Raw genomic sequence first — 21,600 nt, 5'->3', positions numbered from 1 at the left:
AATTGTGAGTGATACCACTAGACAGTCAACAAGCATTCAATGTGAGCCTCTTTCAGAAGAAGAGGTGCAGCTAACTAACGCTTATTGGCGTGCTGCCAACTATCTCTCAGTGGGTCAGATCTATTTATTAGACAATCCAATGCTCAAAGAGGCGTTGACACTTGAGCACGTTAAACCGAGATTGCTCGGACATTGGGGCACTACGCCAGGGCTAAATTTCATCTATGTGCATTTGAACCGTGTGATCAAGCGGGATGATTTAAGTATGATTTATCTCGCTGGCCCTGGACACGGTGGGCCGGGTCTGGTGGCAAATACGTATCTTGAAGGGACGTATAGCGAGTTCTATCCCAACATCAGTCAGGATGCCGAGGGAATGAAAAAATTGTTTAGGCAGTTTTCTTTTCCCGGTGGCATTCCCAGTCATGTGGCTCCGGAAACGCCGGGTTCTATTCACGAAGGTGGTGAGCTGGGTTATGTGCTTTCCCATGCTTTTGGCGCGGTGTTGGACAACCCCGATTTAATTGCCGCCTGTGTGGTGGGTGACGGGGAGGCAGAGACTGGTCCGTTGGCGACGGCCTGGCACTCCAACAAATTCCTTAACCCGGTGAGCGATGGTGTTGTGTTACCCATATTGCACCTTAACGGTTACAAAATTGCCAATCCCGCTGTACTTTCACGCATCAGTCATGATGAATTAGAAAAGCTTTTTATCGGATATGGCTATAAACCTTACTTCGTAGAAGGTTCTGAGCCAGAAGCTATGCACCAGAAAATGGCAGCAACAATGGAAACAGTTGTCGCAGAGATCAAAACAATTCAGCAAGAAGCAAGAGTTCATGTCAGCAGGGTTCGGCCACGTTGGCCCATGATAGTACTGCGTTCACCCAAGGGGTGGACGGGGCCAAAAGAGGTTGATGGAAAAAAAGCCGAGGATTACTGGCGTTCTCATCAGGTACCGTTTGGTAATCTTGCTACCCAACCGGGACATCTGCTACTGCTAGAGCAGTGGTTGAAGAGTTATAAGCCGGGCGAATTGTTCGATGATAACGGTGCATTACGTAAAGAGCTTGCCGAGTTGGCACCAGAGGGTGAAAGACGCATGGGGGCAAATCCCCATGCAAACGGGGGTGCGTTACTGAAAGATTTGATTATGCCGGATTATCGTAATTATGCTCTGGACGTGACACACCCCGGTCAGAGTACGGATGAAGCGACACGTGCTATGGGTAAGTTGTTGCGCGATGTCATGAAACTTAATGCGAAGGCGAAAAACTTTCGTGTATTCGGTCCTGATGAGACCGCCTCCAATCGCCTCGGTGCCTTGTTTGAAGTTACCAATCGTGCATGGCAGGCAGAGACCTTGCCGGAAGACGAATACCTTGCAACTGATGGACGTGTCATGGAGATCCTCAGCGAACATACATGTCAGGGCTGGTTGGAAGGCTATCTGCTTACAGGTCGTCACGGCCTCTTTTCCTGTTATGAGGCTTTTATCCATATTATCGACTCCATGTTTAATCAGCATGCCAAGTGGCTCAAGGTGACGAGTAAGGAAATTCCTTGGCGTCGGCCGATTGCCTCGCTGAACTATTTGCTGACCTCTCATGTCTGGCGCCAGGATCACAACGGCTTTTCCCACCAGGACCCCGGTTTCATCGATCATGTGGTGAACAAGAAGGCCGATGTTATTCGAGTGTATCTGCCTCCTGATGCTAATACCCTGCTGTGTGTTAGCGACAAATGTTTACGTTCAAAAAATTTAGTTAATGTCATCGTTGCAGGCAAACAGCCACAACTTCAATGGCTCAGCATGGATGCCGCGATTAAACATTGCAGCGTAGGAATTGGCATTTGGGAATGGGCTAGTAATGATCGAGGCGGCGAACCGGATGTGCTGATGGCATGTGCCGGAGATGTACCCACGCTGGAAATTTTGGCAGCAGTGGATTTGCTGAGGCAACACCTTCCCGAGTTGAAAGTCAGGGTGATCAATGTAGTGGATTTGATGACGCTGCAACCGCAGAGCGAACACCCCCACGGTCTGCCAGACAAAGATTTCGATGCATTATTTCCCGCCAACACACCAGTGATATTTGCCTATCATGGGTATCCGTGGCTGATTCACCGCCTGACCTATCGCCGTCTATGTCATCATCATTTGCATGTACGGGGTTACAAGGAAGAGGGCACGACCACGACGCCTTTCGATATGGCGGTGCTAAATGACCTGGATCGTTTTCACCTGGTTGAAGATGTGATCGACCAGCTGCCGAAACTGGGTGCGGATGCGGCTTATATCAAACAGTTGATGCGTGACAAGCTTATCGAACATAAAAACTACATCGTGCAATACGGTGAGGATATGGCAGAAATTCGTGACTGGAAGTGGTCGCCTCGATGAAATCGTTGCTGCAAAAAATAGTCATCAGCAAACGGGCACAGATAATGGTGTTTGTTTTCCTGTTGTCGATTGTTGTTGTCTATTCCCTGTCGGAGCTACCAGACAGCCAGGAGAGCGAGTTCGTAACTGTTGACATGGAGTTGTCGTTAGCTCAATTGGATGCACCGATGGTCTTGGCAGAGCAAGTCAGACCTATTTTAGACCGACGCTGTGTGGTATGCCACGGTTGCTTTGATGCGCCCTGTCAGTTGAAACTCTCCTCGATCGAAGGCATGCATCGAGGTGCTAGTGAAGAGCGCATATACGAACCTAAACGTATTACAGAAATGCAACCGACACGCCTGTTGGTGGACGCAAAAAGTACTGCAGAATGGCGTTCTCGCGGTTTTTTTTCAATACGCAATGAGGGTGATCAGAGTCCTAAGAATAATCTGAAAAACTCGGTGCTATATCATCTTTTGCGTCTCAAGCAAGAAAACCCACAGCCCCGTGCAGGCTTGTTGCCAGATAGCATTTCCTTGGGACTTGATCGAAAACAGACCTGCCCGACACTGGGGGAGATAAGCGATTATGCCAGGGATCATCCTATGTGGGGTATGCCCTATGCGATGCCAAACCTATCAGCGTTGGAATATCGAACCTTGGTTTCCTGGTTGGCACAGGATATGCCGACAGTGGCCCTACCCGGGCCTTCTGCCGCAGTGTTGCCGCAGATCGAACAGTGGGAGAGTTTCCTAAATCAATCCTCCCGAAAGCAACGGCTGGTCAGCCGCTATCTGTATGAACATCTATTTCATGCTCATATTCATTTTTCGGAATCGCCAACACGAGAGTTCTACCGTTTGGTACGTTCTACTACGCCGTCTGGAGAGACTGTCGATGAGATTCCGACGGTGCTGCCACATGATGATCCAGGGGATACACCATTTTACTACCGGCTGCTGAGATATCACCCGACTATTGTGGCTAAGAACCACATCGTTTACGAGTTTTCCGAAGGGCGTATGCAGCGTTATCGTGAACTTTTCCTAGCAAATGATTATGAGGTGGATCAACTACCGTCCTATGAAACAGAGATTTCTTCTAACCCCTTCAAAGTGTTTGCCGCGATCCCTGCTACATCGCGTTACCGTTTTCTATTGGATGACGCGCACTTTTTTATCGAGGGTTTCATTAAAGGGCCGGCTTGTCGGGGACAGATCGCATTGGATGTGATTGAAGATCAGTTCTGGGTGATGTTCTTTGACCCTAATCAGCCGATTATTACCAACAATACCCAATTCATCGGAACTATGGCCGATGAACTACAGATTCCCGCAGATGGAGGTAGCAACCTAGATTTTCTTCGTATCTGGACGGATTATTGGAAAGGGCAGAGGAGTTACATGGAGAGCAAGCAGGCCTGGTTCAGAACCATCGGTACTCACGATCTGGATCATGCGATGGATTTTATCTGGGACGGTGACGGTAACAACCCCAATGCAGCGCTGACCGTTTTTCGGCATTTCGATAGTGGCTCGGTGGCCTATGGTCTGGTAGGCGGAAACCCAGAAACGGCCTGGGTTATTGATTATCCATTGCTTGAACGCATTCATTATCTGCTGGTGGCCAATTTTAACGTCTTCGGCAACATGGGGCATCGAATGAGTACTAGAATCTACATGGATTTCTTACGTATGGAAGGGGAGGATTATTTCTTGGCTTTTCTCCCCGTAAACCGTCGAAAGGAAGTGCGTGACGCTTGGTATGTTGGTCAGCGCAGTAGTATTCAAAAGTTGTTTTCTGCACCACAAGAATGGTTGAGCACCGAATCTATCAGTGGTTACTTAACGGCTGATCCGCAGCAAGAACTTTATCAGAGTATCAAGGGTAGGCTTGCCAGTATGGCTTATCAGGCAGAAGCCATGAACCAGTGTGGCAGTATTAATTGTGAGAATTTATCATCACAAAAAGCTGAGAAACGTGCTGATCGCGCCATGCAACAGATTGCACAGTTGCAGGGCACAAACTTGCACGCCTTTTCCGATGTCGCCTTTGTGCGGGTCAGGATGGACAGCCCAGAACAGGATCTGGTCTACACACTAGTTCGCAACAAGGCTTACAAGAATGTCACCTCTTTTCTTGCAGATGGACATGAACGAGATCGCTCAGATATCGACCGCGATACGATGACCGTAGTGAAGTGGCAGGAAGGTTCCTACCCTAATTTCTTTTTTTCCGTAGCGCTGTCAGAACTTGATGATTTCGCCAAAAACTGCGCCGCTATCCGTGATCGTGGAGATTATGAAAAGTTTATTGATCAGTACGGTGTTAGACGTACTAATCCCGAATTCTGGGAGATGGCAGACTGGTTTCAGGATGAGTACAAACGAAACAAACCTATTTTATCTGGGTTGTTTGATCTGAATCGCTACGAAAATAGATAACCGAGGTGAACAACATTATTCTGGTAATTAATAGCGGCTCATCGAACATAAAGTTTTCCTTGTTCACCTGCTCGGAATATTTACCATTACTGGGTCATGGTAAGGTTGAGGGTATTGGTCATAACGGATATCTAAGCGCCTTCGATCATGCGGGCATGCCATTACTCGAAACAGCCTTAACTGCCAACTTGACGCATGCTGACGGACTGTATGCATTGATCAAATGGGTTCAGGAAACAGTCGGTCCGGGTGTTATTGTTGCTGTTGGCCATCGTATCGTCCACGGTGGCTTGAGTTTTTCAAGCCCCGCTCTCATCAATGACGATACACTGGCTCAATTGGAGAAATTGATACCACTGGCACCTTTACATCAACCGCACAACCTAGCTGGGGTTCGGATGTGTTCCGATCGGTTTCCCGGCGTACCTCAAGTGGCATGTTTTGATACGGCGTTTCATCGTGGCCAAGCTGAAATAGCCCAACAATTTGCTTTGCCTAGACACCTAATGAATGCAGGTATTCGACGTTATGGTTTTCATGGGCTTTCCTATGAAAGCATCGCCAGTGTTTTGCCTACCTACCTTGGCGAAACGGCTTCTGGCAAGGTTGTTGTTGCACATCTGGGGAATGGTGTCAGCATGTGCGCATTACACAATGCAACAAGTATAGCGACCACTATGAGTTTTACCGCACTTGATGGGTTACCAATGGGTACACGCTGTGGCTCGTTGGATCCTGCAGTAGTGCTTTATCTAATGGATGAAAAAAATATGGACAGTGCTATGGTTGCGGATTTGCTGTATCACCAGTCGGGCTTACTTGGCGTTTCTGGTGTCAGTAATGACATGCGTCAATTACTGGCCAGTTCGAATCCACAGGCGAAGGAGGCTGTCGAGCTATTTGCTTATCGTATAGGCCGGGAATTGGGTTCACTGGCGGCCGCTCTGGGTGGTCTGGATGCGCTGGTGTTTACTGGAGGTATCGGAGAGCATGCAGTACCCGTTCGAGAACTCATTTGTCGACATGCGGCTTGGCTGGGTGTGCAAATTGACCTTTCTGCCAATGCACACAATAGACCTTGTATAAGCGCTGAAGGCAGTGCTGTATCCGCGTGGGTTATCCACACTGATGAGGAACGAGTTATAGCGCAACATACTCGTGCTGTACTTATCGATAAAGGTGCAGCAGAACTTAATCATACCAAAGGAAAGGAATAAAAATGAGGTGTAAAACATGCATTTTAATGATGAACTTTGAGTGTTCTTACTGGCAAACGGAAGCTGCTTTTTTGGACGTAGCTTATGATGATTGAATAAATAAACAGGTATGGAAATACTTTCGATTATGCTGGTCCTTCTAGTAGCGACCTGTTTGTATGGTGCGATTGAGACAACGTGGTACTTTCGCGGCCGGCACTATTCTAGTGCGTAAAGGTCAGGGTGAATAAGTTGCATAATGGAAAATAGGTTTGACTTGCTACCAGCACATAGCTTTATGCTTTGTTTGGCCATGATAAATTTTTTGACTGATTAGCAGTAACGAGTATGAAATTATTAAGAGGAATACTATATGAATGAATTAATCGCGCACTCGGGTGTATGGATTCTTGCAGTTATTATGATTGTAGTGGCGTCATGGGTTTTATATAAATACTTGGCGCCGAAAACATGGCGAGAATGGGCGGGCGCGGGAGTTGTCCAAGCTTTTATTATCGCGCTCTATGCTGAAATGTATGGTTTTCCTTTAACGATCTATTTGTTGGCACGTTTTGGTGGGCTCGACCGCACTGAGCTTAATGCTAATTTATGGTCTTCCCTGCTTGGCATGGGGGAAACAGGGATGATGATTTCAATGGTTTTGGGGTACGGATTGCTTTTTTTGGGTATTGGTCTGTTTTTTCAAGGTTGGCGTCAGGTTTACAAAGCACGAGAAGAGAAAAAACTAGTGACGGATGGCCTTTATGCTTTTGCGAGGCACCCGCAATATACCGGATTGTTTATTGCGCTATTTGGTGAGGGTGTGGTGCATTGGCCGACTCTCTTTTCTGTTGGCCTTTTACCGGTCATCGTGTTCATTTACTACCGGTTATCCAAGCGAGAGGAGCGGGCGGTGATCGCAGAATTTGGTGATGAATACATCGCTTATCAAAAAAAAGTACCGATGTTTTTCCCTAACAAATCTCAGTGGAAAGGTTTTATTGCGCAATCCAAAGCATTTTGATGAAAGTGGCTCACCGATTGAGGACTGTATTTAATATTTAAGCAAGGAGAAATTTTATGACTGAAAAAAAAGATAATAAAAGTATTGAGCAACCTGTGTCACATGGTTGCTGTGGTGGTTCTGAGAAACAAGAGAAGGTGGAGGTAAAAAAAGAATCCAAGCCATGTTGTTGTACAGAAAAAAACGAGGAAGATCATTTGAAGGACGCTACATAGGGTTAATTATAAAACTAAGAGGGTAGTTATAATGGATCATTCAGGACACCAAAATAAATCAGATTACAAAGAAAACAGCCTGACACTTGTAGGCGCAGTATCAATGGGCACAGGGGTTATGATTGGTGCGGGTATACTGGCGCTGACGGGACAGATCGCTGAACTGGCAGGGCCGTTATTTCCTCTCGCCTTTCTGGGTGCAGCCATAGTGACTGCTTTTAGCGCCTACTCTTATGTGAAAATGTCCAATGCTTATCCATCAGCTGGGGGCATCGCTATGTTTCTACAGAAAGCTTACGGCAAAGGAACGATAACAGCCGCAGGGGCGCTACTGATGGCTTTTTCTATGGTGATCAATGAAAGTCTAGTCGCTCGGACTTTTGGGGCGTATAGCGTACAATTATTTGATGCCGATGCCGCTAGCTGGGTCGTATCGTCTTTAGGAGTCGGTGTGCTGGTTTTTGCCTTCCTGATTAATATCTCCGGTAATCGCGCGGTGGGTCTGTTTTCTCTGATAATGGCAATCATCAAGATTGGAGGCATTGTGGCTTTTGCTATTGGTGGCTTGTGGCTTGCCGATTTTTCGTTTGAAAATACCGCCAGCAATATTGAAGAAATACCTGCTGGAGGGTTTGTGGCAGCAATGGCTCTTGCTATCTTGGCTTATAAAGGCTTCACCACGATTACTAATAGTGGCTCAGAGATAGTTGACCCGCATCGTAATGTTGGACGAGCCATCATCATCTCTATTGTTATTTGTGTGGTCATTTATTTCTTGGTTGCCATAGCGGTAGCTGGCAATCTCAGTTTGTCTGAAATCATTGCAGCAAAAGATTTTGCATTGGCAGAAGCCGCACGCCCAGCTTTTGGTGAATACGGCTTGTGGTTCATCGTGGCTCTAGCCATTGTTGCAACGGTTTCCGGTGTGATTGCCAGTATGTTCGCTGTGTCACGTATGCTTACTATGCTAACGGATATGAAACTGGTGCCGCATAGCCATTTTGGAATGACGGGAGGCGTTCAGAAGCATGCACTGGTATACACCGTTACAATCGCTATTTTTCTGACGATATTTTTTGATTTGACGCGCATTGCCTCGCTAGGTGCCATTTTTTATTTGGTGATGGATATTGCTGTGCATTGGGGTGTATTTCGCTATTTACGTAAAGAGATTAATGCTAATGCCTTAATTCTTGTTTTAGCTATGATTTCTGATGTGGTCGTACTTGGCGCATTCCTGGTGATAAAAGCACAAACGGATATGATGGTGATCTATGTGGCAGTGATTGGAATTATTATTATTTTTGTTGGCGAAAGGTTTTTTCTCCATAAATACCAAATAAGGGATTAGCAATACCCTTTGTTTTGATAGAAATCAGCGTGATGGTTTGCTTTGAAAGTCGGTAGTGACTGTTTAAACCAATGTCTTATTTTTACTAAATTTGTTTACCCATAAAATGGCAACAACGATTATAAATACGCCACCCCATTGATACAGCGACAGTGATTCGGAAAAATATACCGAGCCAAGTATAAGGCCAAATATAGGAGTTAAGAAGCTAAATACATTTAACTTATATAAAGGAGCTTTATCCATTAACCAGAACCATAAGATATACGGTAAAGCAGTCCCAAGGAGCGCAAGAGCCAGTAGAACCGATAAATAGCTCAAGTTAAGTGGGATTTGGTAATTGTCGGGCAAGTTAACAGTTAGTAAGCCAAGTGGTATAGCGCCAATTAATAACTGAAACCCTACTGTGTATAAGATGTCGGCTTTATTCGAAAGTTTCTTAAGGAGAACATTACTGATAGCTACTCCTGTTGCAGCTATAAGAATATAGAGGATACCGACAATCATCTGGCTGTTTTCGACTAAAACGGTCTCTACGCTGATGATTAGAATGCCGATAAAACCAGCGATAATACCAACTGCGGATGTCTTACTAAGGCGTTCGTCAAGGAAATACCAACCGAATACAGCAGCTATCATTGGCTGAGTGTTGGTGATTACTGTGGCTAGCCCCGGTGAAATCAAACTACCTGCATAGAACATACCCCAGAACCCAATGCTTGTTGCTGTAAGGCCAATGACGATGATATGTATCCATACCGTTAGTCCCTTTGGCATACTTCTTCCCAGAAGCTTCGCTAAAACAATAAGAATCATTCCGGCTAAGGCCGCTCTCAGAAAGGCTGTTAGCATGATAGGTGCGTAAGGTAGGCTTAAGGTAATTAATGGATAACAAATAGCCCAAAGTAGCATAGCCGTGGTAGCAACCAATGAAGTTTTGAGCAATTAAAAATCCTCTAATAATGGTTGGTAGTTGTTTTCATGTTTTTCAGTCATTGAAATGATCATTTGAGATTTCGCAAAAACCTTATGTCGGTATCTAAGGATTTGTTGCATGTACCTTTAATTTATAAACCACATCAAATCTTTAGAGTTAATAGGTATTTTTCTAAAATATCCACGGATTAAACAACACCAATCACACCGTCATCTTTTATAACTACTAGGTGAAGAGCCATTTTTAATGGCCATTAATTTGATGGCTTTTATAACCGATTGGTAAGGCCCAATTTCTATAACGGGCTCGGAACAGATCAACTATGCCTGCAGCTCATTAGATATCGAACGTTCAAGATTATGAAGTCGAACCAAGTCAAGAGTGCTCAACGTACCGACACACTGAGCGGCATTATCAACAATGGGTAAATATCGCCGCCTGCTTTTCTCATTACTTGCTCAAGAGTTTTAATAGTGCCTGTCATTATGTCTTCAATGACCATTGTCTTAACTCCTTGTCAATTTTAAAAGCCGAACACGTTTTAGATGAATAGCCCAGCACATGTGTACTGGGCCAATTTCATTAATTTAAGGTTATATTTTTAAACATCCCTGCCTCAAAATGTCCTGGAATATTACATGCAATCACAACTCCTGCTGTATTAAACTTCCACGTAAGAACTTCTGTCTTACCCGGCTCTATTGTTACGGTGCTGGCATCTTGATGAACCATTTTGGGCATTTTCTGCATCATTTCACGGTGTTTGGCTTGTTCTTGCTCATCACCAATGGAAAACTCATGAGGAATTCCCCCTTTGTTGGTAATAACAAACTTCACAACATCACCCGGTTTTATATATGGTGCTGGTGAAAACGCATAACGCATCGTATCGAATGCAGCTACGTTTATTAACATTGTCGCCTCTTGCTGAGCAGCAGGCCGCCCTACAGGACTTTCATCTTTATCATGCCCTTCAGCGTGACGCGTATACTTTTCAGAATACACTTGTTTAGCAGGCTTTTTATAGGAGTTCTCTGATCTACTAGAATGCCCACCGTGAGAACCACCTGCATAAGCAGGTGCTGATAAAACGAAACTTAATAATGCGACAAACAGTAGTCTAATCGGTAATGTCGAGTTTTCTTCAGTGTTGTTAATAAAATTTATAATCATCATATTTATCTATCCTTAGTTGTATTGTTTAATTAAAGTTATCTCTAGTAACTGCATTAGAACCACGCTCTAATACCCACTACAAATTGTGTATCCGCCTTATCTTCACCCGCCAACTTCGCTATATCAGCTGTTTTTCCATACTTACTCGTCCAATTGACACCAATATACGGTGCAAATTCGCGCTTTATTTCATAGCGAAGCCTTAACCCCAGTTCGACATCTGATAAACCAGATCCAACGCCTGTAACAAAACGACGACGTGACGAGTTTATGTTTCCCTGAGGGAATAGTTCTTTAAATACCATTGTGATCTCCTGATTATTGAGCCGAAAAGCACGACCCAACTCATTAAACTTTTACTGATTAGGCAAGTAACCAGTAAACCAGTTAAAAAAATCAGGAAATAATAGGGGGAGGTGAGTCTAAAGGAGCAAAGTAACTTAGGTAATTGCTTTCAAAAACAGCAAAAAAGTAGCGATTGATATTTTTCTTTAATACAGCGCTAGGCGTTAGGATAAAAGATGATGAGTGGAAACACTTATTACAATGGTTGTCACCACAATCTATGTCAGCAACAATATCTGTTGACGATAAATCACCCATAGAAGTAGAGCAACCAGACATGTCCATATTGCTCATATCATGAGAAGACATATCCATGTCACATGGCGACATATTTGCCATTGACCACACATTCTGCATGGGCAGAACAAGCATGCTTAAAACAAGCATACTGTAAACAATGATGTGGTTTATATGTTTCATATATGAACCTTTTACTCCGATGCTAGCATCTTTGTCAATTAATTTTTTTAAAATACTTTGGGGGTATCATCACAAAATTTGTACTGTTTTAATGCCATCTATTCAAGCTAGACTCGATAATCGACCGGTTTCTTGTCATAGCTTACTTGTCCCTAGATAAACGCAATTTTTGAAGGCAGAGATAAGCCATAGTTAATACACATTTCGTATTACTCAAGTCGTTTACGCTGCTTACGATTATCTCTGATGATCATGAGGATGGCTAAGATAACCATCATACTTTGTACTATTAAACCTTGGTAATTTGGATATATACCGAGCAATTCAATACTAGGTAAGGGAACAGGGTCTAACGGAATTTTGCCTGCTTCTTGTAAAGCAGAAATACCTTTGCCTGCAAAAACAACAGCTAATATAAACATAAATCCGCCACTAACCGCAAAGAATTGTCGAAGCGGTAGGCGGGTACTGTATTTCATAATCAACCATGCGAGTAGAATTAAAATTGTCGTGGCCACTATCAAGCCATATACAATCATGCTTTGACCATCTCCATTTGTTTGTACCCAGAGAGCCTGGTAAAACAGTACGCTCTCGAATACTTCACGATACACGGCAATAAAAGATAATGCGGCTATTCCCCATAATGTTTCTTTACTGAGTGCTTTTTTGATGCTGCTTTCTATAAAATGCTTCCATTGTGCAGCACTGGTTTTATTGTGCATCCAGAACCCCACATAAAACAGTACCAGAGCAGCTGTTATTGCAGCGACCCCTTCGGTTAATTCACGACTTGCACCACCTATTTCAATAAGCGTTGTAGAAACAACCCAGGTTAACCCGCCCATTAACAAGGCGACTATAAGCCCACCATAAAGATAAATGAGTCCCTCACGTCTGCCCGTTTTTACCAAAAAAGCGGCTAATGCAGCTACAACTAATAGTGCCTCAAGACCTTCACGTAGGATAATAACCATCGCACTCATAAAAGCAGTTTTTTCTGATAGCCTCGTTTTGCTTAGAGATGATTTCGCTGTTTCTAACAGGCTTTTTAAGCTTGTAAAAGCTGCACTTACAGCTGCTTCACTTTTTTGTTTGCGAATTAAGTTTCTGTAGGTAGTCATTTCTGCTTCAATTTGGCGGCGTAGGTCAGAGTCTATAGCATCTAGGCTGTTTTCAATCAGCTCAAAACCTTCTAGATAAGCATTAACTGCTAAGTCATACGCTTTATCAACTTCACCAGAACTATAGGCTAAGCGGCTGGCTTCTAACTCTTGAATACTAAAGTCAAGGGGTGAGCGGTTATTACTCACCAATGCTTCTGGGTGACGACGCAAATAGGCTAACGTTAAGACAGCATCACTACCAGACGATGCTTCAAGTTGCGCGGGTGTTAAGGTCGTTAATTGCTCTACAGTAGATAGTAAATGATGACCTTTTGACTCCCATAACGCAGAGCCCGCAGCGGCTTCTTCTTCCTGAACAGCTATTTGACCAATATAAAAAGCAAGTGACCAGCGCTCGTGTTCTGTTAACTGAGAGAATGCAGGCATACCAGTACCTGATACACCTTGAGTTATGGTGTTAAATAGGCCATAAAGGGTTCTCTCTCGGTAACGCTCACGGTCAAGAAAGTTAGTTGGCAATGGCTCTAAGGTTTGTGAAAGAGGGCCATCACCTTCTCCTTTCACACCGTGGCAAGCGATACAGTTTTTAGCATACAGCTGTTTGGCTATAACAAAATCGGGCTTTTTGAGCGGTATGATTTGAATATTATAGTTAGTAATAATTTGTTGATGCATGGTCGTTGTAAGTTCCGCTACAACACCGGGGTCGGCCTTAGAGTTAACCAGGGACTTCAACGTGGCTGCCTGCTCAATAAGGCTTTGTTCTGTTAGATTTAATCGATCAATGCTTTCTTGTATTGCTAAGACAAAATCCTGCATTTCGCGATACTCTTCAGGGTTAATAACCTGCTCATCCTTTATAGCCTCTCGATAATCGACACCGACATAGTCAATTAGCTGTAGTAATTTTTGAACAGGCATTGAAGCAAATGCCGAAAATGAAAGAGTCAATAACAACATAAAGAGGGCTGTTTTATTAAACATATTTACTAAAAACTGAGATTATAGAAGAAGGTAAATGATAATCATTATCATTTACTAAGTCAATAATGTATAATCACTTAAAAGATTTTGTTATAATTCGAAGCCCGTATCTGATAACATATTTAACATCTACTCTAAGATTAACCATATGACTAAACACTTAACCATATTGCTTCTAATACTCAGTACCCTGAGTTATAGCAGCGTATGGGCTATGGATAGTCATGACGATTTCGGTGTGCAAGAGTACGGTTCATCTCATCCAGCAGCTTCCCAAGACATTGAGTCGCGCCACAATTTAGATGACGATCACTGTTGTCATGCTGGCATTCATTTATTAGGTTTGTTTGAGTCCAATTTTGATATTGAGCCTTTAGCTGTACATTCGGCGGATACTCAATACTCTTTCTACATTTATTCGCACCATAATAGCCCCCCTCAGCGCCCCCCTCTCGTTTAATTTCTAAAAATCGATGGCTTTTGCCGTCATTCAATACGGTTTTATATAATAGGTAAGAGGATATCAAACCACTAAAATATTTTTTCATCGAGGTGGTCTACTGGTATTTTTAACGGGCATTGAACCTCTAGTCTTTCGAAGGGTTTAGCACTTACTAATATTGGGATTAAATCAAGTTCCGCCTATCAGCCTAGACAGTTTTCTTCTATTCCGAACATCATGAAGCTGATAGGCTAGATCACTGGTTCTTCATTGATCTATATTATGGTAAGAAAAGATAGCAGGGTACATAATCGATCAATTTTGGAAAGAATTAGTGATGATGCAAAAACGACGGGGTTAACAAGGGTAGACTTTCTACTTGACCTATGTCGCGGACATAAGTGTATTATGATAATTAGCTTAGACAGCCTAGGCCAGAGTCTAATGCTTATGGTATTTCGTGATGACAAGGTAACGATCTAATTCAGGTGCGGGAACGGATAGGTTATCCGGCAACCGTTATTAACTAATCTAGGAGTTATCTAGTGATTGATACATTGAAGGGTAAAAAAGGGCTGGTTATTGGCATAGCCAATGAAGATTCTATCGCGTGGGGTTGCGCCAAAGCCTTTCATGATGCAGGTGCTGAGCTTGCCATTACTTATGTGCACCCCAAGACAGAAGCTTATTCACGTCCGCTGGCTGAAGAGTTGGACGTGCCAATCTTCATGCAGTGTGACGTTGAGAAAGAGGATGAGCTGGATGCTCTGTTTCAGAGAATAAACGAAGAATGGGGTGAGCTTGATTTTATGCTGCATTCCATTGCGTTCGCGCCGAAGCAGGATTTGGGAGGGCGTGTGACGGACTGCTCACGTGAAGGCTTTGCAAAGGCGATGGATATTTCCTGTCATTCGTTTATTCGTATGGCAAGAAAGGCTGAGCCGCTGATGAAGAATGGTGGATGTCTTTTGACAGTCAGTTATTACGGTGCAGAGAAGGTGGTTGATCACTATAATATTATGGGGCCGGTCAAAGCGGCCTTAGAAGCGTCCGTACGCTATCTTGCTGCAGAGTTAGGTAGTGGCGGCATACGTGTCAATTCGTTATCTCCAGGGCCAATCGCTACGCGTGCAGCAAGCGGCATCGGCCATTTTGATGCATTATTGGAGCAGGCAAAGCAAAAATCACCTGAGCACGCACTCGTATGCATAAATTGTGTGGGAGCATATGCGCGCTTCCTAGTGAGCGACGAAGCTCATCTGGTTACCGGTAGCAATGTCTATATCGATGCGGGCTTCAATATTATGGGAACGTAAATAGGTGAGAAGTACGAATCAATTTACATTTACAGCAAGGTTGAAAATCTCATGCTTGTACTATTCCTAATAAACAGTTTTATTATTGCCCTAGTAGTGATTGTAGTGCTTATTCACTATGAGTTTTTGTATAGGTTATCTATTATGATTCCCAAAATGAAAATAAAACACCGCTTCAGAATCGTTGTTAGTGTTTTTGGTGCGTTAGTCGCACATAGTATTGAGATATGGTTTTTTTCTCTTGCCTATTATTTGGTCCCTCAATTTCAGAACATGGGGCACTTAGAAGGCAACTTTAATGGATCATTAATGGATTGTGTTTATTTTTCATATACTACGTATACAACCTTAGGTTTTGGAGATATCGAACCTCATGGTCATATAAGGCATCTTGTTGGGCTTGAATCTTTAACAGGTCTTTTACTAATAACTTGGACAGCTTCATTTTTATATTATGAAATGCAACGCTATTGGGATAGAGCTTGATCAAAGGGTATTTGATAATATTGGGAGGAGAACAGCCCTCGGTTGACCCTAAGCATTGATACTTAACCTAATACCCAATACTGTTCAGTATTTGAATTAGTAGCTAATGTTGCCGTAGACCAAAAATAATTTACTCTATCTCCTGTCTGGGTTTCATATAGGAGAATACATTCTTAATGGTGAGCAAGATAACGATTGAATTTATGGGTATCTTGGAAACGACACCACCTATGGAGAACATGACTGGGATCTTCATTCTAGGACTTGAGGGCTATGACATTATCTAGGGTGGTATCGATGATGCAGTCTCTGACTTTGTGTTCATCAATAACTGCACAAATCAGCATTGATCAAGGTGGAATAGGGCACAGTCTTTGCGCCAACAATCGTAACTCAAATTAAAAGCAACACAGGTCTTAGCCCGAATACGTTGATTGCTAATGGATCGTTGATTGTGGAGTAGGGTATGAGATTAGCGATGTTAAAAACAAGTATAATTGTCTGACGTCGACCCACAGAGGACGTGTAAGTTGGGATCAAAAATAAGATAAGGATATTCAATTGTTCAATTTATTAATCTCGGGAAATTCTGAAAGCTGGAATACTAATCCTTATGAACTCAGTAAAAGCCGAGTTGCCATTGAATATACTGCAGATCAAATCAGTGAACGCTACAAATCTCTAGATGCGAGGGCAATTGAAGAGCTAAAGAGTTTCCCTTCTCTATTTGTTATAGAAAATGAAGAGATAGAATCTAAGGTTGGTTATATAACTGATATTCGAATTCGCCAAAAAACGATAGTTTTTAATTTTGAGTTCGATCCTATTTTTCCGCCGTTACCTATTGGCGTTATTGAAAGCTTGCGAACGGATATTGATCTTGGGCGGTGGGAGCTATCTAGAACACATTGGGCGGTTAAAGACGAGCCTTTGTTAGAGATATTGTTACAAAAGGGCCATATAACGAGTCAGCAGTTTGATGCCTCTCAAGCAATACGAGAACAAGAAGCTAATGAACCAGAGTTAGTGCTCACAGCTCCTGGTGAATTCAATACGAGTCAAGTGTTTATAGTTCACGGTCATGATGACCTAATTAAGCTGGAGATGAAAGCGTATATTGAAGAGCTAGGGTTTGAGCCAATAATTTTGCATATGCAAGCTAGTTCTGGTCGGACAATTATCGAAAAAATTGAACATTATTCGAATGTAGGCTTTGCTGTTGTTCTATATACCCCATGCGATGTTGGATCAAAGGTTGGTGAGTTAACCGGAAGCTATAGGGCTAGGCAAAATGTAGTCTTTGAACATGGCTACTTAATCGGGAAATTAGGCAGATCAAGGGTTGTTGCGGTTGTTAAAGGCCAAATTGAGACTCCAAACGATATTAGCGGAGTCGTATATGTGTCAATGAACAACAGTGATTCATGGAAACAAGAAATACACAATGAAATGGCGAGTATTGGATATCAACTGTAGGGGTAACAATGAATTTACATATGAAATCAGAGGCGTTATTAGATGAAGATTTTGATTTTTATCAGTCAAGGATAAGGATTTTATTAATTTTGTATTTTTTCTCAGTCCCATATCAGAGCAAAAAACATGTGAATAGAAAAACGCTATTTGAAACAGAGGTTAGAATTCAAAAAATAGATTTTCTAATCCGAAACCCTGACTACTTGGCTTATGAAATGTTGTCCTTAGTAAAAGAAGGAGGTATTGATGATAAAAAGGAAGTAAAGCATATAGTAGATAACATATTTTTAGATAAGGAACCTTTAATAAGAAAGAATGAAATGGAAAGATTCTTTTTTGGGGCATATGAAGATCTGGATGATGTGATAGCTTTTTTGAAGGCTTTTGATTTTATAGAATATGAAAGTGGTAAGAATGTGGCGGGGCAAATTTTCGGGAAAAAATATTATGTCACTTCAAACGGAGCTGAAAGAATTGAAAAGGGTGTGAAAGAAATTAGTAGTATTTCGTGGTATGAGAAAAGATGTAAGCTAATAAAAAAATATTTTGGAGAGTTGTCAGGGAGCGAACTGAAAGTTCGTCAATATCAGATTGAAAAATATAGAGATACTCCCCTTAATCAATATATAGAAAGTGTAATAGATGAAACTAAAAAAATGTACATTGATTTATATGGAGAGGAATTGGCATGAGCATTTCTAAAGAATTAGTTTCTCATCTTTACCCTTCGTATAAAGATGTTTTTGACAAAGAACAAATTAAAAAAATCATACATGTAGAAGGTGATTTTAACGACGAAATCACTACTTCGTCTGGGGTGCATTTAGAGCTTTCAAAAATACAGATTGTAGGAAAAAAAGGAAAAGATAGAAAGGAGGATTTTCAATACGATCGCTTGTTATATCCAGGAGTAAACACCTTAATATCCGATAATTTAAGAGGGAAATCATCTATATTTAAATGTATCAAATATGCTTTAACAGGTAGGGATAGTTTAAAAAAAGATGTGTCTAAATGGATTGATTATATTTATTTAGAGTTCAATATTGGAGACAAGAGGTATACATCTTGTATCGATAAAAGCGCAAGAATAATAAAGGCTGGCTTATACAGAGGATGTATTGAAGATCTGGTTTTAGATGATCTCGATGAGGCTGATAGAGTGTTTGATGCATCTAATAAAGATGAGTTTGAACGTTACCTTGAAATATTTTTCTACAAACAGCTTGGTATTTCCTCCCTTAAATGGACGCAAAAAGATTCTCGTAAAGATGTTCATAAACTTAATGAGGCAGGAACTAGCTGGGCCACTTTTTTTAAGACTATATACCTGGAATCGAAAGATTCTCATGCTCTTGTATATGGGGCGCAGGGGGATTTGCTTGTTCAAATATTACTTGGGCTTGGCTTAACTACAGCAATGAATCGACTGAAAATAAAAAAAGATATGATTCAGTTTGAGTCGACCAGAAATGTTCCGGAAGTTGGTGGAGTAAGCCAGTTAGATAAAGATAAAATGCTAAAAATGTTGAATATTAAGTTGGAATCAGAAAATGAAATCCTAAGTAAAATATACTCTAATAGCTCAAAGAATGATTTGGATCGAATGATAAAGGAGAAGTCTACTTTGATCTCTATTATTCAAAAGCTAGAAAAAGAAAAAATAACTAACATAAAGAACAACTCAATAAATCAGAAGTCGCTTTCTAAGATGGAAGTAGAGAGGAAATCTTTACAGGATGAGATAATAAAGTTAGAAGGGATAGTTAGTAAGATTGATAAAAAATATATTAAAATCAATGAACATATTGAAATTGGATCTTTTTTTTCAAATCTTGAAATTAAATCTTGCCCAAGTTGTAACAAAAGTTTTGGCGTGGATGAACTTCATGCTTCATCAGATAAAAGTTGTCAATTATGCCACCACGATATGAAGGCTTCTGATAGGCAAGAAGATGTATCAAGAATGAAAGATAAGCTGAAGGCTTTATCTGATGAAAAAAAGAAAATTGAAACACAAGTTTCTTTAATTGAGAAATCTATAGAGTCTTTAACTAATAAAATATTAGATTTTGAAAAAAACAATACTCTGACTGATATTTCAGCTAATGATGAAGAAATTATTAGTGCAATATCAAAGGCGGAGTATTTGGAAGGGGAAATAGAAAGTGTTAGAAAAAATATATCAGGGTTCAAAGAAAAAACTAGAGCATCTGAAGATGCAGTAGCAGTTCTAAAGTATAAAATATCAAAGGCTGAAAAGCTGAATGTTGAAGTTGTTTCTAAAGTTAATGATTCTACTCGAAATGAAATTGCGGTTCTAGATAATGCTATTTTATATTTGGAGAAAATTAGATCTGAAAAAAATGACTCAGTTGTTGATAAGTTTAAAGGTTTTGTAATCCCCCCAAAAAACCAAGGGAGTTTTAAGTAGAAAATTCTTATAATGAAATAAAGGAGTTTTCTATGAAGAAATCACGATATACAGACAGCCAAATCCTGTCGATCTTGAAACAAAATGAAGCAGGGGCACTGGTGCCAGACTTATGCCGCGAACACGGCATGAGTAATGCGACGTTCTATAAATGGCGATCCAAGTTTGGTGGCATGGACGCGTCACTGATGAAACGAATGAAAGAGCTTGAAGATGAAAATCGGCGCCTCAAAAAGATGTACGCTGAAGAAAAACTCAAGGCTGAGATTGCCAGAGAGGCCATTGAAAAAAAGTGGTAAAGCCATCCCGAAGACGAGAGATGGCGCAAAGATCAGTATTTCAGAACAAGGCTAATATCAGAATTTCGTGTGCGGTATTTTCTATCAGTGAAACCTGTTATCGCTATCAGGCCAAACTATCTGATGAAAATGCCGAAATAGCCGATTGGTTATTGCGGTTAAGCACCACTCACAAGCGCTGGGGCTTTGGCCTGTGTTTTTTATACCTCCGTAACATCAAAGGCTACGGCTGGAACCATAAGCGTGTATACCGCATCTACAGGGAGTTGGAATTGAACTTGCGCATCAAGCCAAGGCGTTGCATTAAAAGAGACAAGCCGGAGGCCTTAAGCGTACCTGATGCTGCCAATCAAGTATGGTCGATGGATTTTATGAGTGACAAATTAAATGATGGCCGTAGCATCCGTACTTTCAATGTTATTGATGATTTTAACCGTGAAGGGCTCGGCATTGATGTTGATCTTTCATTGCCAAGCGTAAGGGTTATACGCTCGCTCGAACACATCATCGAATGGCGAGGTAAACCATTAGCTATACGCTGTGATAACGGTCCCGAATATATCAGCCAAACCCTGAAAGACTGGACAATAAAACAGCAAATAACGTTACTTTACATTCAGCCTGGCAAACCCACTCAAAATGCGTATATCGAACGATTTAATCGGACAGCTCGACATGAATGGTTAGATTTAAATCTGTTTGAATCCATTGAGCAAGCTCAATTATTGGCAACGCAGTGGCTTTGGACATACAATAATGAACGTCCGCATACGGCAATTGGAGGCATACCACCTAGACAGTTACTGGATGCAGCTTAACCTCTACTTTTAACTTCGGTTATAAATGGGGGGATTACAACTGGACAATAAAACAGCAAATAACGTTACTTTACATTCAGCCTGGCAAACCCACTCAAAATGCGTATATCGAACGATTTAATCGGACAGCTCGACATGAATGGTTAGATTTAAATCTGTTTGAATCCATTGAGCAAGCTCAATTATTGGCAACGCAGTGGCTTTGGACATACAATAATGAACGTCCGCATACGGCAATTGGAGGCATACCACCTAGACAGTTACTGGATGCAGCTTAACCTCTACTTTTAACTTCGGTTATAAATGGGGGGATTACAGTTTCATATTGGAAGTTTTACATTCCCTTGGGTTGAAAAGTTTTACCAATATTTACATAGATTCGAAATTACGTATTAGCTATGAGCAAGGTGGCGAAAAGCTGGTATTTTCAGATATAACGGAAGGAGAGCAGCTTCGAGTAAAAATTGCTCTGTATCTGGCCTTAGTCAAGTTGAACTCTGAGTATGGCGTTGGTAATCATCCAAGAATTCTTATTATTGATTCTCCGGGGAAGGAAGAGGCGGATAACAAGTACTTTGAAGGTTTTATTGAGACATTAAATGTGATCGAGAAGCGGTTTTCGAATAAAATTCAAATATTTATAGGTTCTGCTGATCGAAGGCTCGTAGATATTGTTCCAACTAAAAAGCAGGAAATCAAAAGACAAGGTGAGGCAGTATTTTGA

Annotated in this window: 19 protein-coding genes and 1 pseudogene; 14 read left to right on the top strand and 6 right to left on the bottom strand. The window is 41.7% G+C overall.

Annotation, left to right across the window (positions count from 1 at the left end; genetic code table 11):
* Window positions 1-4 precede the first annotated feature (4 nt).
* From CYCME_RS06340 to CYCME_RS06320, 6 genes are all read left to right on the top strand, one after another.
* Entirely contained in the window at window positions 5-2,404 is a 2,400-nt protein-coding gene (locus CYCME_RS06340; RefSeq protein WP_020932477.1) for a phosphoketolase, read from the top strand.
* Entirely contained in the window at window positions 2,401-4,830 is a 2,430-nt protein-coding gene (locus tag CYCME_RS06335; protein ID WP_051184136.1) for a fatty acid cis/trans isomerase, read from the top strand. Before CYCME_RS06340 ends, CYCME_RS06335 begins: the two co-directional genes overlap by 4 nt.
* Window positions 4,831-4,835: 5 nt before the next feature.
* Complete coding sequence (locus tag CYCME_RS06330) at window positions 4,836-6,047, top strand: acetate/propionate family kinase (protein WP_041932916.1); 1,212 nt, start codon at window positions 4,836-4,838, stop codon at window positions 6,045-6,047.
* Between the two features lie 352 nt (window positions 6,048-6,399).
* Complete coding sequence (locus CYCME_RS06325) at window positions 6,400-7,050, top strand: methyltransferase family protein (protein ID WP_020932474.1); 651 nt, start codon at window positions 6,400-6,402, stop codon at window positions 7,048-7,050.
* Window positions 7,051-7,106: 56 nt separating this feature from the next.
* Window positions 7,107-7,265, top strand: a complete 159-nt coding sequence (locus CYCME_RS13085) for a hypothetical protein (protein ID WP_020932473.1) — start codon at window positions 7,107-7,109, stop codon at window positions 7,263-7,265.
* Between the two features lie 31 nt (window positions 7,266-7,296).
* Window positions 7,297-8,616: an APC family permease gene (locus CYCME_RS06320; RefSeq protein ID WP_020932472.1), complete on the top strand. Its 1,320-nt coding sequence runs from the start codon at window positions 7,297-7,299 to the stop codon at window positions 8,614-8,616.
* Between the two features lie 63 nt (window positions 8,617-8,679).
* On the opposite strand, the gene CYCME_RS06315 is transcribed toward CYCME_RS06320, so the two are convergent.
* The 6 genes from CYCME_RS06315 to CYCME_RS06290 form a co-directional block, all read right to left on the bottom strand.
* The gene (locus CYCME_RS06315; protein WP_020932471.1) at window positions 8,680-9,561 is read right to left on the bottom strand and encodes a DMT family transporter; all 882 of its coding nucleotides are present in this window, start codon (window positions 9,559-9,561) and stop codon (window positions 8,680-8,682) included.
* Window positions 9,562-10,135: 574 nt separating this feature from the next.
* On the bottom strand, window positions 10,136-10,729 hold the full coding sequence (locus tag CYCME_RS06310; protein WP_020932469.1) for a cupredoxin domain-containing protein: 594 nt from the start codon (window positions 10,727-10,729) through the stop codon (window positions 10,136-10,138).
* A gap of 53 nt (window positions 10,730-10,782) precedes the next feature.
* On the bottom strand, window positions 10,783-11,034 hold the full coding sequence (locus CYCME_RS06305; protein ID WP_020932468.1) for a copper resistance protein B: 252 nt from the start codon (window positions 11,032-11,034) through the stop codon (window positions 10,783-10,785).
* 91 nt (window positions 11,035-11,125) lie between these two features.
* The gene (locus tag CYCME_RS06300; protein WP_020932467.1) at window positions 11,126-11,494 is read right to left on the bottom strand and encodes a hypothetical protein; all 369 of its coding nucleotides are present in this window, start codon (window positions 11,492-11,494) and stop codon (window positions 11,126-11,128) included.
* 209 nt (window positions 11,495-11,703) lie between these two features.
* On the bottom strand, window positions 11,704-13,605 hold the full coding sequence (locus CYCME_RS06295; protein WP_020932466.1) for a cytochrome c/FTR1 family iron permease: 1,902 nt from the start codon (window positions 13,603-13,605) through the stop codon (window positions 11,704-11,706).
* 212 nt (window positions 13,606-13,817) lie between these two features.
* Window positions 13,818-14,153, bottom strand: a complete 336-nt coding sequence (locus tag CYCME_RS06290) for a hypothetical protein (RefSeq protein WP_020932465.1) — start codon at window positions 14,151-14,153, stop codon at window positions 13,818-13,820.
* A gap of 439 nt (window positions 14,154-14,592) precedes the next feature.
* Between CYCME_RS06290 and fabI the strand changes: the two genes are divergently transcribed.
* The 8 genes and pseudogenes from fabI (at window position 14,593) to CYCME_RS06250 (ending at window position 21,600) form a co-directional block, all read left to right on the top strand.
* Window positions 14,593-15,363, top strand: a complete 771-nt coding sequence (gene fabI / locus CYCME_RS06285; protein WP_020932463.1) for an enoyl-ACP reductase FabI — start codon at window positions 14,593-14,595, stop codon at window positions 15,361-15,363.
* Window positions 15,364-15,507: 144 nt separating this feature from the next.
* On the top strand, window positions 15,508-15,849 hold the full coding sequence (locus tag CYCME_RS06280) for a potassium channel family protein (protein ID WP_223253228.1): 342 nt from the start codon (window positions 15,508-15,510) through the stop codon (window positions 15,847-15,849).
* A gap of 561 nt (window positions 15,850-16,410) precedes the next feature.
* Window positions 16,411-17,325, top strand: coding sequence for a TIR domain-containing protein (locus tag CYCME_RS06275; RefSeq protein ID WP_020932460.1), 915 nt, complete (start codon window positions 16,411-16,413; stop codon window positions 17,323-17,325).
* Window positions 17,326-17,333: 8 nt separating this feature from the next.
* Entirely contained in the window at window positions 17,334-18,017 is a 684-nt protein-coding gene (locus tag CYCME_RS06270) for a hypothetical protein (protein ID WP_020932459.1), read from the top strand.
* Window positions 18,014-19,759: a hypothetical protein gene (locus CYCME_RS06265; protein WP_020932458.1), complete on the top strand. Its 1,746-nt coding sequence runs from the start codon at window positions 18,014-18,016 to the stop codon at window positions 19,757-19,759. The genes CYCME_RS06270 and CYCME_RS06265 overlap by 4 nt, the downstream gene beginning before the upstream one ends.
* A gap of 32 nt (window positions 19,760-19,791) precedes the next feature.
* Window positions 19,792-20,876 (top strand): IS3 family transposase gene (locus tag CYCME_RS06255; protein ID WP_144276105.1). Its coding sequence is split into 2 segments (ribosomal slippage): window positions 19,792-20,047 and window positions 20,047-20,876, totalling 1,086 coding nucleotides; the frame shifts between segments, so codons are not numbered across the junction.
* Window positions 20,877-20,947: 71 nt separating this feature from the next.
* Window positions 20,948-21,154 (top strand): annotated as a pseudogene (locus CYCME_RS12925) (integrase core domain-containing protein); the annotation flags it as partial.
* Between the two features lie 47 nt (window positions 21,155-21,201).
* The gene (locus CYCME_RS06250; RefSeq protein ID WP_020932455.1) at window positions 21,202-21,600 is read left to right on the top strand and encodes a hypothetical protein; all 399 of its coding nucleotides are present in this window, start codon (window positions 21,202-21,204) and stop codon (window positions 21,598-21,600) included.

This window comes from Cycloclasticus zancles 78-ME, assembly GCF_000442595.1.
Lineage (GTDB): Bacteria > Pseudomonadota > Gammaproteobacteria > Methylococcales > Cycloclasticaceae > Cycloclasticus > Cycloclasticus pugetii.
This window is presented reverse-complemented; position numbering and strand designations above follow the sequence as displayed.

Coding starts and splice junctions, on each gene's coding strand:
- CYCME_RS06280 (WP_223253228.1), top strand. CDS start 15,508: ATGATTCCCAAAATGAAAATAAAACACCGCTTCAGAATCGTTGTTAGT.
- CYCME_RS06305 (WP_020932468.1), bottom strand. CDS start 11,034: ATGGTATTTAAAGAACTATTCCCTCAGGGAAACATAAACTCGTCACGT.
- CYCME_RS06335 (WP_051184136.1), top strand. CDS start 2,401: ATGAAATCGTTGCTGCAAAAAATAGTCATCAGCAAACGGGCACAGATA.
- CYCME_RS13085 (WP_020932473.1), top strand. CDS start 7,107: ATGACTGAAAAAAAAGATAATAAAAGTATTGAGCAACCTGTGTCACAT.
- CYCME_RS06320 (WP_020932472.1), top strand. CDS start 7,297: ATGGATCATTCAGGACACCAAAATAAATCAGATTACAAAGAAAACAGC.
- CYCME_RS06300 (WP_020932467.1), bottom strand. CDS start 11,494: ATGAAACATATAAACCACATCATTGTTTACAGTATGCTTGTTTTAAGC.
- CYCME_RS06270 (WP_020932459.1), top strand. CDS start 17,334: ATGAATTTACATATGAAATCAGAGGCGTTATTAGATGAAGATTTTGAT.
- CYCME_RS06310 (WP_020932469.1), bottom strand. CDS start 10,729: ATGATGATTATAAATTTTATTAACAACACTGAAGAAAACTCGACATTA.
- CYCME_RS06290 (WP_020932465.1), bottom strand. CDS start 14,153: ATGAAAAAATATTTTAGTGGTTTGATATCCTCTTACCTATTATATAAA.
- CYCME_RS06265 (WP_020932458.1), top strand. CDS start 18,014: ATGAGCATTTCTAAAGAATTAGTTTCTCATCTTTACCCTTCGTATAAA.
- CYCME_RS06325 (WP_020932474.1), top strand. CDS start 6,400: ATGAATGAATTAATCGCGCACTCGGGTGTATGGATTCTTGCAGTTATT.
- CYCME_RS06295 (WP_020932466.1), bottom strand. CDS start 13,605: ATGTTTAATAAAACAGCCCTCTTTATGTTGTTATTGACTCTTTCATTT.